The organism is Iodobacter fluviatilis, assembly GCF_004194535.1.
Taxonomy (GTDB): domain Bacteria; phylum Pseudomonadota; class Gammaproteobacteria; order Burkholderiales; family Chitinibacteraceae; genus Iodobacter; species Iodobacter fluviatilis_A.
The window spans coordinates 1,041,617-1,057,029 of the sequence record NZ_CP025781.1 but is presented as its reverse complement, the minus strand read 5'-3'; the positions used below and the strand labels follow the sequence as shown (position 1 = coordinate 1,057,029).

Here is a 15,413-nt window from a genome sequence, read left to right as displayed (position 1 = left end):
AGATAAATAACGAGAGCCAAAGCGCATGGTTTTATCGAAAAAATAGGGGCCCTGTCAAAAGTATATCAACGGCAGAGTATCAACTTTATCGAAAGTGGCTGAATTTAAATGATGAAGTGGTTTTCATTCAGGTACTCGACATCACGCGGTTACGTCCCTGATCTTTGGCAAGATAAAGTGCCTTATCGGCGCGTGTTTCTACCATGATCATTGTGTCGCCTTGCTGATAACTGGCCACGCCGAAGCTGGCGGTGCAGCGCCCTATTGATGCGAAGTCGTATTGTTCGATGCATAAACGCAGTTTTTCGGCAACTTTAAGCGTGTCGGAGAGTGATGTATTAGGGCAAAGGATGAGGAACTCCTCGCCCCCCCAGCGTCCAACGACATCGCTCTCTCTGACGTTTCCCTTGAGTATTTGGCTAATGCCTTTGAGGACTTCGTCTCCGGCATGATGGCCGTAAGTGTCGTTCACGTGTTTGAAGTGATCTATATCCAGCAATATTAATGAGAGTGTGGTGCCGTGGCGGCTTAGTGTGCTGAATTCTCGCGCTAATACTTGATCAAGAAATAGCCGGTTATAGAGGCCTGTCAAACGATCTGTGACAGCCAATTGTTCTAATTCTTTATTCTTTTCGACCAGCTCATGTGTGCGCTCGTCCACGATTATCTCTAGCTCATTATTGATACGCTGTAATTCTTGATTTTGTAGCTCTAGCTGATGATCCAACTCGTAGGCTCTGATGGCGGCTTGTATGGTGAGTACGATATCTTCGTTTTGCCAAGGCTTTTCTAAAAAGCGGAATAAATTAGCTTCGTTGATGGTGCGCTTTACGCCGCTTAAATCACTTTGCCCTGTCAGCATAATTTTAATCGTATTGGGCAATAGCTCGTGCACCCGTACGAGGAGTTCATCGCCTTTCATTCCCGGCATGATGTAATCAACAATAATGACGCTGAGCTCAAGCCCGTCTTCGGCGAGTTCGGCAATAATTTCTAGCGCTTCTACCCCATTTTCGGCAATTTCAACTAATTGATCACGCTCTAAGCGCTGGCCCAATAAAGAGCGTAGGGCACTTAGTATGCCACTATCATCATCTACGCATAAAATGGTTGCCATTTGTAATCTCTAAATTAGGTTTTACTGGAGCAATATGTATTTTGAGTTGATTTTTGTTTTGTAGTCCAAAACAAGGCGCTATGCAGGTTTTTTACAGAGCATGTCTGAATCTACTCAAGCCCTATTTCGAGGATAGAGTGAGTTTAAACGGCGATGTTGGCGAGGTAGGGCAAGTAAATAGTAAAGGTGCTGCCTTGGCCTACTTCGCTCTGTACTTCGATTCGCCCATGATGCTTGGCAATGATTTTTTTGACGATATCCAGCCCCAGCCCACTGCCTTCTCCTGCGGATTTAGTGGTAAAAAAGACGTCAAATATTTTGGAGCGGATGTTCTCTGCAATACCACAGCCGTTATCAGAAATCACCACCATGGCGTCATTGCCACTTCGGCTGATTTCTACCTTAAGTACGCCTTTATATTGCATCGCTTGTAGTGCATTGTGAATGAGATTGGTCCACACCTGATTTAGCTCGTCAGGAAAACAAAGGATGGGCTCGATATCCTGATAGTTGCGGATAAGTTCGATATTTTGTTTGATTTGATTTTGATAAATGGTTAAGACTGTTTCTAGGCCATCTTTTAAATGAGCCTCGATGCTGACGCCTTCGCGATTAAAGCGGGAGAAGGATTTCAGCGCAAAGATAATCTTGGAGACGCTTTCTACCGCGATATTAATATTATCCGTATTATTAATAATGCTGGCGATGCTGTAAGCCGTATCAAGGATGAGGCTGCTTTCAGGGTGCTGGAGTAGGGGTAAATACTCAGCAAGATGGTTGTCGGCGTGTAATTGAACCAAGATCCCTGCTGTGTGGCGTGGGTTTATGATTGCAGCGTCTGCCAGCTGTTGGCTCAGTGCGCGTGTTTTGTTTCTTTCTTCTCGGGTGCTGAGCAGAGGCTCCGCTTTGTGCTTGATCAATTGCATAAAGCGCTGCTGATCATTTGTATCCAGAAATTGAAACAGCTTGGGGAGGTTTTCTAAGGCGTGGCTTAATGCATCGGCAATGTTTTTTCCGCTAGATTTAACCGCGCCAATCGGCGTATTTATCTCATGGGCCACGCCTGCAATTAATTGTCCAAGGGCCGCCATTTTTTCGGATTGAATAAGCTGGCTTTGTGCTTGGCGTAAATCTTCTAAAGCATTGGCTGTTTGTGCTCTTGATGCTTCTGTGGCTGCATAGGCCGTTGCGTTGGCGAGCGCAATGGCAGTATAGACTGCAGTAGAGCGTAAAATGTCTAACTCCCTTTCTTGAAAAGCATTGGTGTTATGGCTTCGGATCGAAAGCACACCAATACGCTGGTTGTTTACAATTAAGGGGCGTAGCACCGCAGTGCGCATGGGGGTGTTGGGGGTAATGCCTTCTGGTATAGGTGCTTTTTCTATCAGCGCTTCATCCGCTATAACCAGCTCACGCTCCTCACGAAAGGCTAAGGCGGAGAGGGATGAGGGGTGATCAAGCATCACGTATGAGGGGCAGGCGACGTTGCCGTCTTCGATGTAATAAATAAGGTTTAAGCGATCCCCTTGCTCATCAAGCAACGCAACACTAAAAGCATCGAGTGGCATTAAGGCGAGTAAGTGCCGATAGAGTGTCTGGCAAATAGCGTGATGATTCAGGCTGGTGGTTAGCTCCTTTCCAATATCACCTAGCTGACGTAATGTTTCTGCTGAGCTGCCCAATGCTTTATTGGCGGCGAATAACTCTTCGGTACGCTCCGCCACTCGGTCGGCCAAATGATCTCGGTGCTCGGCTAGCTCTTGTTCGTAGAGCCGCTTTTGTTGTAAGTATTCTAGCAGGCTGTGCTGTAAGTGGTTGACGCCAGCAACCAACATACTTAGTTCATCTTGCCGTGTAGAGCGTTGCATTACCAGAGGATGGCCCAAGTTTTCAGGGCTTAATTGGGCTAAATGGTGGGCAATACGTTGAACATGCACCGTCACAGAGCGGTTAAAGAGCAGCATAATAAATCCTGCCAGTAATAAGGACTGGATAATTTGCGTGACAATAATCGACACTACTTCACCGCGTAAACGTGACCACAACACGTGCTCATCACCATAAATAATCAGCTTGCCTACTTGCTGGTGACGGGCATTGGGAAAAGCTTGGTAACTTAGAGTCAGTTGTAGGGAGGGGGCAATAGTTGATTTTTTCCAGGTGGTTTGCTTGAAAGTAAAGGTTTCTGTTGCATGCTGATCAGGCATTATCATGATAACAATTTGGCCTACTGCTGAGATTTTAGAGGCGCTGGTCAAATGAGTTTTTAGCGTATCTCTATCCATTTCCCAGATTGCTTTGCTTAATGTGAATTGGTAAACCTGCGCGATCAGGTTTAGCTCCGCACGCATGGTGGCTATGTTTATTTGCCACGTAGACCAGGTTTTGACGGCCACTGCACCCAGTGTAAAAACAAAACAAAAAAGGAGTGTGGCCAAAACCATACGGCTTCCAAGCGATTGATCCGACGGAGTGATATGTGGCATGGTTGGCTTTTAATTAAGGATTGGGTTTTTATGAGCAAAAAATAGTTAATTTGTTTTTCATGGTAAAGCGAATGTTAATTAATAATTCAATCTACATTTTCTAATGCCCACTTATTTTTTATTAAATTTAATATGCCATTTTTTTTTATATTCTCTAGTCCAATATTGAATCGGTCTACTATCTTGTCAGAGGTTTTATGACTGAATGCAATGAAATATCTGCTTTCATCTAGTTGAAGTTTATAGGTTTTTATGAGGATTTTTTCTGGATCATCACCTGCTTGGCGAACAAGGTGATAAGCCGCTATGTCATTCATTGCCCATAAATCAACACGGCCTAATTTTAATTTTTCGTAATTATGCTGATATTTTACGCTAGATTGCAGGTTTGTTCCTTTGGAAAATCCTTGTGACTCTAGAAATTGCTCGCGAATGTCTGCGTTGACACTCGCAATTTGATATTTTTTTGCATCTGCTAATTGTGATATTTTTATATGGCTGCTAGCCAGAGCAAAGAGATAATTATTGGCATGAGCAATAGGGCCTATCCATTTAAATTGCATTTCTCTTTGTGGTGTACGACCAATTGAATAGATCAGTACATTTTCATTTTTTAGCGCAATGTCATAAGCTCTCGCCCAAGGCATCGATTGAAAATCGCCTTGAATATTTATTTCTTTGAGAATAGCTTGAACGATTTCGGTACAAAATCCAGTTAAAACACCTTTCTCGGTATAGTTATATGGGGCAAGCTCCTCTGTGACTACTTTAATTGTTTCTGCGAAAACCAACCCTTCAAATGTTAGGTTGAGTAATAGCGATAAAAAAATGCACTTTAGCCTCAGCAAGATCATCTCCTCTTAGCGTGGCAAGGGGGGCGTTCTATTATTTTTTTTACTAGGCCTTCTGCTTTTAATTTTTCAAAAGCATCCTGAGTTTGTTTAACTAATGAATCAGGTGTTTGCTTACTAAATGCCATATATATCCCATTACTAAGCTCATTAAGTAAGAATAGTTTCTCGAGTTTATTGCAGTCAAATGATTGCTGTTGGCAGAGACGAGGCATATCTGCATCAAATAAAACAATAAGGTCTAGTTGATGATTGACTAATTGCCTAAAGCTATCTGATTGCTGGGATGAAATACTTAGGTTGGTTAATTTTCGTTGCTGCAAAAACTGATGGCGCACATCATTTCTGACAACCCCAATAGAATAGTGCTTTGTGTCTTCTAGTTTATTAGCCTTGATATCCGTTCTTTCTTTTAGTTTGACCAAAAAACACTGTGGTTTGCTCAGCTCACCCACCCATTTAAAATCTGTTTCTCTGCTGGGTGTGCGGGCAATCAGGTAAATCAGCACATTCGCTTCTTTTAAAGCGAGATCATACGATCTTGCCCATGGATAGATATTGATACTGTAATCGACGATGCCTGCTTTTTTAAGGCTCAGCTCAACCACTTCTGTGGCAGGTCCTGCCACTTTTCCTTCCTTCATATAAGAATAAGCTGTTGTTTCAGTAACAACACGAATGCTCTCTGCATGGCTATTCATGGAGTAGACGATTAGCCATAGCGCTAGGAAGGAATGGGTCTTCATAGGGGATTAAACTTCAGCGATTAGGATCTTTGAGTAGCTAGTTTGTGTTCATACACATAGCAGAATAGATCATAGGGGCGATCATGCAAGCATGGGGGTGATTTATCTTAGATATCTTTCTGACAATATAAAAAGAATGGGGGTGTGAATTCGCTGGAATGGCGTCAGCAGCATGCCTATACATTGAAATTATCGGGTAAAAAATCGCTATATCTTGCGTAGGATAGGCTTAAGAATGTGGCTTGAATTACGTTTTGAAATTGCAGGCCTAATAAAAACGTCGTCACCCACAAGCGGGAGTGACGACGTTTTACCTAGCAGCCTGTCGGACTTAGACGGTCGAAGCGAAAAATCGCATGATCGAGACCAGATTTTGCCGGATTTGCAGCGCCAATAACGAGTTATTGGTCAAAAATCTGGTGAAATATAGGCCGATCAGGTGATTTTGCAGCTGGCTGATGCTAAGTCCGACAGGCTGCTAGGGATTAGCCCTGAGCGACTTGCAGTACAATCTTGCCACGGGCTCGGCCGCTTTCACTGCGCTCATGGGCAAGGGCGGCTTGGGCTAATGGGAACACGCTGTCGATCACCACTTTGATGTGTCCGGCATCAAGCAATGCAGCAATTTCACTTAACTGAGCGGCATTGGGCTGCACAAAGCAAAAATGCCCGTGCACATGGTGTTTTTGCGCGGTAGCCGTATCGGGCTGATCGCAAATTGAAACAAGGCGGCCACCTGCTTTTAGTGTCTGCCAGCTTTGGGCCAGAATATCACCACCCATGGTGTCAAATACCACATCCAGATCGCGTAAATCTGCGAAGTTGGCTTGGGTGTAATCAATCACATGGTCGGCACCGTGTGCGGTGACCAATTCGGCGTTTTTACTGGAGGTGGTGGTATACACCTCGGCACCGCGCCACTTGGCGAGCTGAATCGCAAACAAGCCCACACCGCCTGCTCCGGCATGGATGAGTACTTTCTCGCCTGCTTGCAATTGGGCTATTTCAAATAGCGCTTGCCATGCAGTTAGCGCGGCTAAAGGCACGGCTGCGGCTTGTTGCCAGTCTAGGCTTTTGGGTTTTTTGGCAATTTCGCTGGCTCTAACGGCAACAAATTCGGCATAAGCGCCATTGCGGGCAATCTCTGGGCGGGAATACACGGCATCGCCGATCTGCCAGCCTGTGACTTGCTCGCCTAGGGCAACAATTTCACCCGCTACATCCCAGCCTAAAGTGAGCGGCATTTCATGAGACATGATGGATTGCAAATAGCCTTCACGGATTTTCCAATCCACTGGATTAACCCCAGCTGCGTGGACACGAATCAATACATCATCAGGGTTAATTTGAGGCATTGGAACGTTTTCTAGCTGTAATACATCGCGTTGGCCGTAGCTGTGTTGGCGAATGGCTTGCATGCTTGTTGTCATTTTTATTCTTCCAGTGGGTAAGTGAATGGGGCTAGTTTATCGATGAATCGCTGGATTGATTAGTACTGACAAAGGCATTACATTGTTGCCTCAGTAGAATCAATCAGCTCGCAACGTTAAAGGAAGCATGGATGACTCTTTCTCTAGATACTTTGCCAGGCTTGGCGCTGTTTTCCTGCGTGGTACGTCATGGCAGTTTAACCGGGGCCGCCCAGGAGCTGGGCCTAAATCGCTCGTCGGTGAGTAAGCAGCTGGCACGGTTTGAAGCTCAGCTTGGCGCAAAATTATTACAAAGAACAACGCGCAAGCTAGCACTGACCGAATTAGGCGAGCGGGTCTGGCAAGAGGCGCAAACGGTGGCTGCGGCGTTGGGTAATATCGATGCGATTACCGATGATTATCGGCAGAACGTGCGTGGGCGGCTGAAAGTAAGCTGCTCGTCGTCGTTAGCTCGGGTGCATTTAGTCCCCTTACTGCCCTTATTTTCCCAGCGTTATCCAGAAGTTGATTTGCTCTTGCAATTAGAAGATCGCTTTGTGGATTTAACGACAGAGCAAGTCGATATCGCTATTCGAGTGGGCCATTTGCCAGATTCATCCCTGGTTGCGCGTAAGCTGGGTGAATTGCAGTTACAGCTGGTTGCCAGCCCAGCCTATCTGGCAAAACACGGCACGCCACAAACACCGAGTGATCTGGCGCAGCATGCTTGCCTCTATTACCAAAATGGCTCGCGCGCTATGAATCTATGGACTTTTTCTGGGGTATTGGGGGAAGAGCAAGTACGGGTAAAGGGGCCTTTAGCGATGAATGATGCTTGCGCTTTGGTCGATGCAGCCATCCATGGGCTAGGCTTATTATTGATTGACCGCGCTTTATTGGCCGCACCGCTTGCCAGTGGCCAATTACTGGCGCTGCTGCCTAATTACCAGCTAGCAGTGGGCTTACCTGTGTATGCCGTCTACCCCGCACGGGATTGGCTGCCCGCCAAAGTGACGGCCTTGGTTGAGTTTATCGTCAGCGAATTTGCGCCTAGATTAGCAGCGCCCCGATAGTGAAACCCAAATAAGGAGGGATCAAGTTTCATCATCTCTTGGGGGCGCTTTCGAAGGCGCTGTGGTTTTTTACAAGCCGCCGTTTTCCATCATGGTGCGAATAACGCGGTTAAATGGCTCGATCCAGTCTGAATCAAATTGCAGATCAGATGCGTTGACTTCTGCAATGGCCCGCAATACAGATTTATTTTGCCCACGATGGCTGTGTTTGAGCATGACGGCTTCAAAAGCATCGACCAGCGCTATGATTTTTGCGCCCGGCACAATATCGTTGCCACTGAGTTTATTGGGGTAACCCGTGCCGTTGATGTTTTCGTGGTGCTGCAAACACATGGTTGATGCATCATGCCAACCATCCATACGGCTCAATAAACCGGCGGCCCAAGCTGGGTGATCAATCAGTTGGGCCCGCTCGGCATCGGTCATTCTTCCAATTTTTAACCATAGTGATTCAGGCAAAAACATCATGCCAACATCGTGCATATAAACGGCAGCCTCTAGCTGGGTGCTAGAAACAACGCCGCCCGCGGCTTTATTTGTATTTAACGCTAATTGCAAATTACGTGCGGTTCGGCCACGAAATAAGGGTGAGCGCATCTCTAATTGCAGTGCCATATTGCGGAAAAAACGCAAATCTTGGCTACGCTCTTCATTTGAGCGCTCCACTTCATTGCGTGAGCGATCAGGCATGACAACAACAGCGGCATGTTTAAAGCCTGTTACCGCTTCAATCAGCCGAGAACAAGCGGGATCAAGCTCTTCGGCTTGCAAAGTGGATAAGCCATCTAAGCCACGTGCCAGTGTGGGTAAGTGCAAACTACTGGCAGAAGCATTATTGCTAAGCGATTCTACGGCTTGCTCTAGCCTATCTAGGGTCAGCAGCAGTACTTCAGAGAGCACCTCAGTGAGTTGAATTTCACCTGCGCGCATTCTAGAAAGTAGCGTTTCTATTCCATGCACTAAGGGAATAACAAACTCTACTCGGCATAATCCAGCATCCCCTTTTATATTGTGAAAGGCGCGGAATAAATCAGAGATTAATATCATTTTGCCTGGGTCACGCTTTAGCTCGGCAATGATTTGCTCAATGCGCGGCGCTAAATCCCCTAGGCTTTCCCGAAAATCTTGGAAAGTGTTGATATCGTGTATTTTGGGAACGAGTAAGCTGTCGTAGTTCATGGCGAGCTCCTTGGGGCTTATATAGCTTAAGCATAATTCGCCATTACTGCAGAAGATATTCAAATTTGGGCTTTAATCTGTGCAGCGGCAGTTTTAGCTTGTATTTGCTGGGTAATATTCGCGGTATAGGATGTTAATTCTGCAACGACGCTGCAGGCGTCAGCATTTAGAATGCTGGCTGCTGAAACGGAATCTTTGCATTGAATTGATTTCGATGTTGTTTCATCTCTCTCCTCTGTATGTATTTGCGCCACCGAATCGGTGGCGTTTTTTTTTGCCTTAACGGGTACAATGGCAGATTGCTCTTAAGAAAAGTTTCACGACCATGACTGAATCCATCCGCTTATCCAAACGCATGACTGAACTTGGCATGTGTTCACGCCGCGAGGCCGACGAATTTATTGAACAAGGCTGGGTAAAAGTCGATGGCGTGGTGGTGAACACGCTGGGCAGCCGTGTTGTTCCCGAGCAAAAAATCACCCTAGAGCGCCAAGCTACTTTATTCCAAGCTGAGCGTGCCACCATTCTGATGCATAAGCCTGTTGGCTATGTTTCTGGCCCTGCTGAGCCGGGCGATCGCCCAGCTTGGACATTGATCAAAGCGGAAACACGTTTTATTGCCGACAAATCAGGCATCGTTTTCCTCAAAAAACATATGCATAATCTGGCCCCAGCTGGCCGCCTAGATGTAGATTCATCAGGCTTGTTGGTGCTGACGCAAGATGGCCGAATTGCTAAAAAGCTGATGTCGGATGCAGATGTAGAGCGTGAATACGTGGTGCAGGTAGAAGGCTTTTTATCTGATGAAGGCATGAAGCAGCTTAATAATGGCTTAAGCCTAGATGAAGAGCGCCTCAAGCCAACTAAGGTAAGCTGGCAGAGTGAAGATGCATTGCGCTTTGTACTGCGCGAAAACCGCCCGCGTCAGATTCGCCGTATGTGCGAATTAGTTGGTTTAAAAGTGATCGGCATTCGTCGCCTGCGTATTGGCCGTGTATCGCTATCTGATTTACCTGTAGGTCAATGGCGTTATTTGCGGATGGAAGAGCGGTTTTAAGCGGATCTAAGAACTCGCTTTATCTCTTTGTACTCACGCCATGATCGTCATCCCCGAATAGTTTTATCGGAGATCCAGTAGAGTTGCTGGGTTCCCAATAAAACGTTCGAGCCTGACGGTTTTATTGTTTTTAAAAGCTCAAATGTTGATCTTGGGCCTTGCCTTATAGTTCTTCCCTGCATTGATACATCGTTAGCAACAGCGTATTCGCCATCTCGGCAAATCCCTCATCGCTCAGCAAGCTTTGCCCACGCCAAGCCATTTCATACCACGGCTCGCTTTCTTCCCCGCTAAAGCCACGCAGGCTGTTACCGTGCCAAGATTCTCTGGCCGCGGTATCTGCCTTGGTTTTGTCATCGTCTGTATAAAGCGCTTCGGCATATTTGGCACTGCTGCGGGTGGCAAAGGGCAGGCGCTCAGCTTGGCCCTGCCAGTAATATTGCAGCCATTTTTCTAGTTGGTGGCTGGCTTCTGGCTTGGTGAGCGGGGCAAAACGCCAATGACCTTTTTGACTGACGATGCGGGTTTCAAGCGCCACGCCTTCTGGGCTGGCAAGACAGAGTGCCAGGTGCTTTAGCCAGCAGGCGATCAGCTCAATCGGTGAGCTGTGATCGGTCCAGATCATCACTTGGCCATTAGGGCGTAACTGATGCAAGGCACCAGTCAAAATCTGCCCTGACAACTCAAAGCGGAAAGAGTACGGCGCAAGCGGCACATCATGAAGCAGTGGCTCGGCGGTGTTGTACAGCTTAATCATGCTGGCAGATTGTTTGGCGGCGCTGATATTGCCAAAACCGCCGTGTGGCAGTAGGCCAGCAGCGCGGCCAGTGGCAATGGCATCCGCACTCCAGCCCTGCTCTAAGGATTGCCAAATCACACTGTTTAGTTCGCTTTTGGCAGAGAAAGAAAGGCTAAATGGCTCATTGCCTTCAAACTCGACGGCCTCTGTTGCCAAGCGAATACCGAGGCGATTTCTGAGTAAATAGCGGGTTGGGTTACGCCAAAAAGCGAGGAAATCTACAAAGGCAATCGGCTCCATCTCGGGTAGCGGCAAGGTCTCGCTTAGCACCGATAAAGGCGCGCTTTGTGGCTGGCCCAGTTGCGAGGCGGCGATAAACCACAGTGGCGAATAGGCTACCAGCCGCTGGTCTTTAAAATAGCGCGGGCTAAAGGGCTGCAAGGGATGTTCGATAATCAGATGCGCGAGCAGGCGTTCCCGCTCTAAGCGCCGCCATTTCAGCGCCTCATTGCCCAGCGCAGGCATGGGGGCTGCGTCTTCCAGCACAAAGCTTTTACTGACTGCATCAATTAAATCGGATACCACTACCGATGGTGGGATCCGATTGTTGTCCTGGATGCCGCGCCCTACATAGCTCAGATACAGCACATCGCTGGCTGAAAGCAGCGTTTCTAAAAATAGATAGCGATCATCGGCACGGCGTGAGCGATCGCCGTACTGCGGGTTGTGCGCCATCAAATCAAAGCCCGGTGGGCGCGATTCACGCGGAAAAGCGCCGTCATTAAAACCTAGCAAGGCAATCACTCTAAAGGGGAGGCAGCGCATCGGCACCATAGCGCAAAACGTCACCGCGCCGGTTAAAAATCCACCGCTAGGAATCTTGCCGGACAGCGCACCATTGAGCCAGCTGCGCGGCACGGATAAATCCACTGGTGCATCGTAGCCAGCCTCTTGGCTTTGCAGGGCAAATTCGATCACTTGCTCGCGCAGCTCGGCTAGCAAGAGTGCTTCTTTTTCATCGGTCTCGTCCGGCGCAAACAGGGCCTCAATCAGAGCAATCAGCTTGATATGCCACTCTGCTGGGGTGTGATCCCCTGATAGGGCCTGGGCTTGGGCAAACAGCGTTTCAGCAAAGGCGGCTAAGCTTGCCGCTAGCTGCGCTTGATTACCCGCCACACCGCTGCCCGGCAGGGTTCCGGCAAACAGCGGCGCAGCATGGTGGGCCACGCCAGCGGGTAGAGCAATGCTTAGCAACAGCCTATCCAGCCCAAAGCGCCAAGTGTGCTCAAAGGTAGGTGGCAGGCCTAGCTCGGCCTTATGCTCGCCGTCTCTGCCCCAATGAATGCCCAGCTCATTCATCCAGCGATGAATTGTAGGCAGCTCGCTGACGGGGATTTCAAAGCGGCGGGCAATGGCGGGAATATCCAGTAGTGCCATCATCCAATCGCTGGCAAAACGGCATTGCGGCAGTATGAGTAGCTCTAACAGGGCTTGAGCTAAGGGGGCGGAATCCCGCAGGCTGCGATCGGCAATGGCAAAGGGGACGTGCGGGGTTTGATTGGCCTTGGGGCGCGGATCTATCCCCGTGCGGCCGAAGACCGCCTCAATATAGGGGATGTAATGTTCGATATCCGGCATCAAAACCACAATATCGGCAGGGCTTAAGCTGGCGTCCCGTTCAAATAAAGCCAGTAGCTGATCATGCAGTACTTCTACTTCGCGCATGGCTGAATGGCAAACGTGGATTTGCAGCGATTTATCGTCTAGCGCTACCCTTTGTGCGGTTTCTGGTGAGCGGGCGACCAATTCCAGTACATCGCTTTTCAGTGTTTGCAGTAGCGTTTCATGGTTGCCGGGAAAGGGCGTGAAATATTCCATCATTTCTGGCTCGGCAATCAGCTGGTTAAAAAACTCCCGTCCCTGCTTACCCCACACCGCCAACAGCGGATTACCCACTTCCAGATATAAATCATCCGGGTCATAGCCATCAGAGAGCCGCGCTATCTCGGCCTGATCCCGAATCTCACCCCATGGAATACTGCAAGGATTAAGCGCATGGATAAACACCTCGCAGCGCTTGGATAGCGCGCGCAAAATCTCCATATACACCGGCGGCAGGCTGGATATGCCAAATAGCGAAACACGGCTGGGCAAATCCAGCGGGCGCGGGTCGAGCAGCCGCTTGTGGGTGGCTGCCAGCAAAGCGCCGCGATGGCCGCCATCCACACGAATATCCAGCTCGTCTTTAGATAAATAGCGCCACAGCGCCGCCTGCCAAGCCTCATCGTCCCCCAGCCCTAGGCTCTGATTTTTTTCCCAAGCCAGCAGCCAATCGGCGCGGTAAACCAGATACTGATCGAACACATCGGCAATCCGCGTGGCGAGTTCAAAGCGCCGAAAATCCCCGCCTTCGCGCAGATAATTAAGCAGCACCGGCGCATTGGGCTGCGAATCCAGCCAAGCCAACACCCGCCACCCCATAATCTCCCGCGAAAACGGCGACTTTTTCGGCAGATTGCCACCTAGCGTGCGCTGCATTAAATCCCAGAAAAAAGACGCCAACAGCGGATAGCCCATCTGCGCCGTCATCCCTTGCTTTTCTGCCAAGCGAAAATTCAACCACCTCCCCATCCCCTTAGACTGCACCACAATCTTTTCCTGCTCGAAAGGGGAAGCCAAAGGAGAAGTCTCTAACTGATGCGCCAGCGCCGCCAGCAGAACATCGATACGGTTGGATTGGAATAGATGCAGCACGGGAAAGTCTTATTAAATGGGCTTGGAGGAGAGGGTAGCGGAAAGTGGGGGGGAATGCAGCAGGGGCAGGTGTTTTTTGATAAAAATTTGGCCAATGCATGGAAATCAAATAAAGCAAGGGCTTGAAATAAAATATTTTCGTGTTTTAATTGAAATAGTTTCAGAATGTACTGAAACTATTTTTAATAAAATATAAGGAAATATATGACTACTGATGTAATGAAATTGATCCTTGAGTGGGCAGGCCCTTTTTCTACTTTTCTCGTTGGAGTTCCTGCTGTTTATTTTGCAAGGAAAAGTGCTAATCAACTTGAAATTTCAAATAAATTAGATAACGCAGTTTTAACCGTAAGAGCTTTTGAAATACTTGTTGGACATGTTACGCGAGAAGATACAAGCATAGATTTAGAATATGTTGTTGCTTTTTCTGATTATAATGTAAATGTGCATAAGTTTTTTAATAAAAAAACAACTCGTTTTATTAATAAATATTACGAAAGAGTTTATCAGTATTGTTTTTATTTGCGATCTAATCGTAACGATGCTGTTGAACAATATGCTGAGAGTGATAGATTTATTGCGTTTAGAGATGAAATTATGCCAAAAATTAAAAAAGAATTAAATAAGCTGCCTATACCTATTAGTGAAATATTCAACACACCCACGAAAGAAAAATCAGGGTTTTATTCATGGTTTTTACAAAAGTTACCCCATGCCTAACCCCAAACTCCCCCCATTAAACGACGCCATCCGTGCCGATTTGTTTACCCATCTGGCAACGATGGAGAAAGCGGGCTTGCCGGTGGCGCAGGCTTTTTTGTCGCTGCGGCTGGCAAAAGCTGCCCAGCCTAGAGTGGATGAGGCGCGTAAGTGGCTGGGGCGGGGGAAGGATGTGGCGGCGGCAGGGCGGATGGCTGGCTTGTTTAGCGATTTGGAAGCGGATTTGTTGCATGCGGCGATTAGCGCGGGCAGCCCGGCACGTACTTACTTTCGCTTGGCTGAGCGCTATACGCTGAAAGCCAGATTAAGCAAGCAGATGCGCTCCAAAATGATGCTGCCCATCGTGGTGTTTGTGCTGGCTTTACTCGTACAACCTTTGCCTGATTTGGTTTTGGGCACACTTAGCTCGGCTGCTTATTTGTGGCGCTGCCTGCGGCCAATACTGTTTTTTATCAGCCTCTATGCTTTGTTCAGAGGGATTTCGGATTGGCTGGAAGTCACGGGGCCATCGCGTTTAAGGCTGCAGCTTGAAATGCTGTTGATCAAAATGCCGCTATTCGGAGCAATGCATGTGCGGCGCAATGCGCGGGATTTTTTTGAAAGCCTGGCCTTGATGCTGGAAGCGGGCCTGCCGATGTTTGATGCCCTGCCTAAGGCGAATCGGGCGATTCATAATCAGCTGATCCGCAGCGAATACAGCCGTATTCTGCCCAAAATGCAGCGCGGCGATAGCTTAGCTAAAGCGCTGGATCATCAGTCTTTTTTAGGGGAAGAGCGGGTGATGGGCTTTGTGCAAACAGGGGAGGCCAGCGGTACTTTGCCTGAAATGCTGCTGCGGCATGTGAATATGGAAAGTGCTTCCATCGCGGATTTTCAAAGCAAAGTGGCCGAGTGGTTTCCAAGGATTATGTATGGCTTACTGATGCTGTGGATGGCTTATGGCATGGTAGTGGGGAGCGGCGCACCGCAGATACCCACTGATTTGTAAGGATAAAAAGAGGCAGAGCAATATTGAAATGTATTTTTTTGCGGAATTTTGACAGTTTGATTGACTAAATTGTAAGTGATTAGGTATGATTCGCAGTCTTGATGGAGAGTTGGCCGAGTGGTCGAAGGCACTCCCCTGCTAAGGGAGCATACGGGCAAAACCTGTATCGAGGGTTCGAATCCCTTGCTCTCCGCCAAGTGCAGTTTGCACTGGCAGAGTCCGGTAAATCATTGGTAAGCAACATTCGGCATTGAGTGGGTTTTAAATACCGTTGCATTGCTTGCATAAGAAAAC

General features: G+C 47.9%; 11 protein-coding genes and 1 tRNA gene. 5 read left to right on the top strand and 7 right to left on the bottom strand.

What is annotated here, in order from left to right:
- Positions 1–127: 127 nt before the first annotated feature.
- The 5 genes from C1H71_RS04640 to C1H71_RS04620 form a co-directional block, all read right to left on the bottom strand.
- Positions 128–1,117 (bottom strand): GGDEF domain-containing response regulator, encoded by a 990-nt coding sequence (locus C1H71_RS04640; RefSeq protein ID WP_130105522.1) that lies wholly within the window; start codon positions 1,115–1,117, stop codon positions 128–130.
- Positions 1,118–1,260: 143 nt separating this feature from the next.
- Positions 1,261–3,468: a sensor histidine kinase gene (locus C1H71_RS04635; RefSeq protein ID WP_188053587.1), complete on the bottom strand. Its 2,208-nt coding sequence runs from the start codon at positions 3,466–3,468 to the stop codon at positions 1,261–1,263.
- A 221-nt stretch (positions 3,469–3,689) separates the two neighbouring features.
- Positions 3,690–4,451 (bottom strand): substrate-binding periplasmic protein, encoded by a 762-nt coding sequence (locus C1H71_RS04630; RefSeq protein ID WP_223145987.1) that lies wholly within the window; start codon positions 4,449–4,451, stop codon positions 3,690–3,692.
- Positions 4,452–4,453: 2 nt separating this feature from the next.
- Entirely contained in the window at positions 4,454–5,155 is a 702-nt protein-coding gene (locus C1H71_RS04625; protein WP_188053585.1) for a substrate-binding periplasmic protein, read from the bottom strand.
- A 530-nt stretch (positions 5,156–5,685) separates the two neighbouring features.
- The gene (locus tag C1H71_RS04620) at positions 5,686–6,630 is read right to left on the bottom strand and encodes an NADP-dependent oxidoreductase (RefSeq protein ID WP_130105518.1); all 945 of its coding nucleotides are present in this window, start codon (positions 6,628–6,630) and stop codon (positions 5,686–5,688) included.
- 131 nt (positions 6,631–6,761) lie between these two features.
- Between C1H71_RS04620 and C1H71_RS04615 the strand changes: the two genes are divergently transcribed.
- Positions 6,762–7,682, top strand: coding sequence for a LysR family transcriptional regulator (locus C1H71_RS04615; protein ID WP_130105517.1), 921 nt, complete (start codon positions 6,762–6,764; stop codon positions 7,680–7,682).
- A 69-nt stretch (positions 7,683–7,751) separates the two neighbouring features.
- Here the strand turns inward: C1H71_RS04615 and C1H71_RS04610 are convergent, their stop codons facing one another.
- A complete protein-coding gene (locus tag C1H71_RS04610) occupies positions 7,752–8,861 on the bottom strand; it encodes an HD-GYP domain-containing protein (protein WP_130105516.1) in 1,110 nt (369 codons plus the stop codon).
- Between the two features lie 325 nt (positions 8,862–9,186).
- On the opposite strand from C1H71_RS04610, the gene C1H71_RS04605 reads away from it, so the two are divergent.
- Entirely contained in the window at positions 9,187–9,918 is a 732-nt protein-coding gene (locus tag C1H71_RS04605) for a pseudouridine synthase (RefSeq protein WP_130105515.1), read from the top strand.
- A 163-nt stretch (positions 9,919–10,081) separates the two neighbouring features.
- On the opposite strand, the gene recC is transcribed toward C1H71_RS04605, so the two are convergent.
- Entirely contained in the window at positions 10,082–13,411 is a 3,330-nt protein-coding gene (recC, locus tag C1H71_RS04600) for an exodeoxyribonuclease V subunit gamma (protein ID WP_130105514.1), read from the bottom strand.
- A 204-nt stretch (positions 13,412–13,615) separates the two neighbouring features.
- On the opposite strand from recC, the gene C1H71_RS04595 reads away from it, so the two are divergent.
- From C1H71_RS04595 to C1H71_RS04585, 3 genes are all read left to right on the top strand, one after another.
- The gene (locus C1H71_RS04595; protein WP_130105513.1) at positions 13,616–14,131 is read left to right on the top strand and encodes a hypothetical protein; all 516 of its coding nucleotides are present in this window, start codon (positions 13,616–13,618) and stop codon (positions 14,129–14,131) included.
- A complete protein-coding gene (locus C1H71_RS04590) occupies positions 14,124–15,119 on the top strand; it encodes a type II secretion system F family protein (protein ID WP_130105512.1) in 996 nt (331 codons plus the stop codon). Before C1H71_RS04595 ends, C1H71_RS04590 begins: the two co-directional genes overlap by 8 nt.
- Before the next feature lie 103 nt (positions 15,120–15,222).
- Positions 15,223–15,315, top strand: a tRNA-Ser gene (locus tag C1H71_RS04585).
- Positions 15,316–15,413 lie beyond the last annotated feature (98 nt).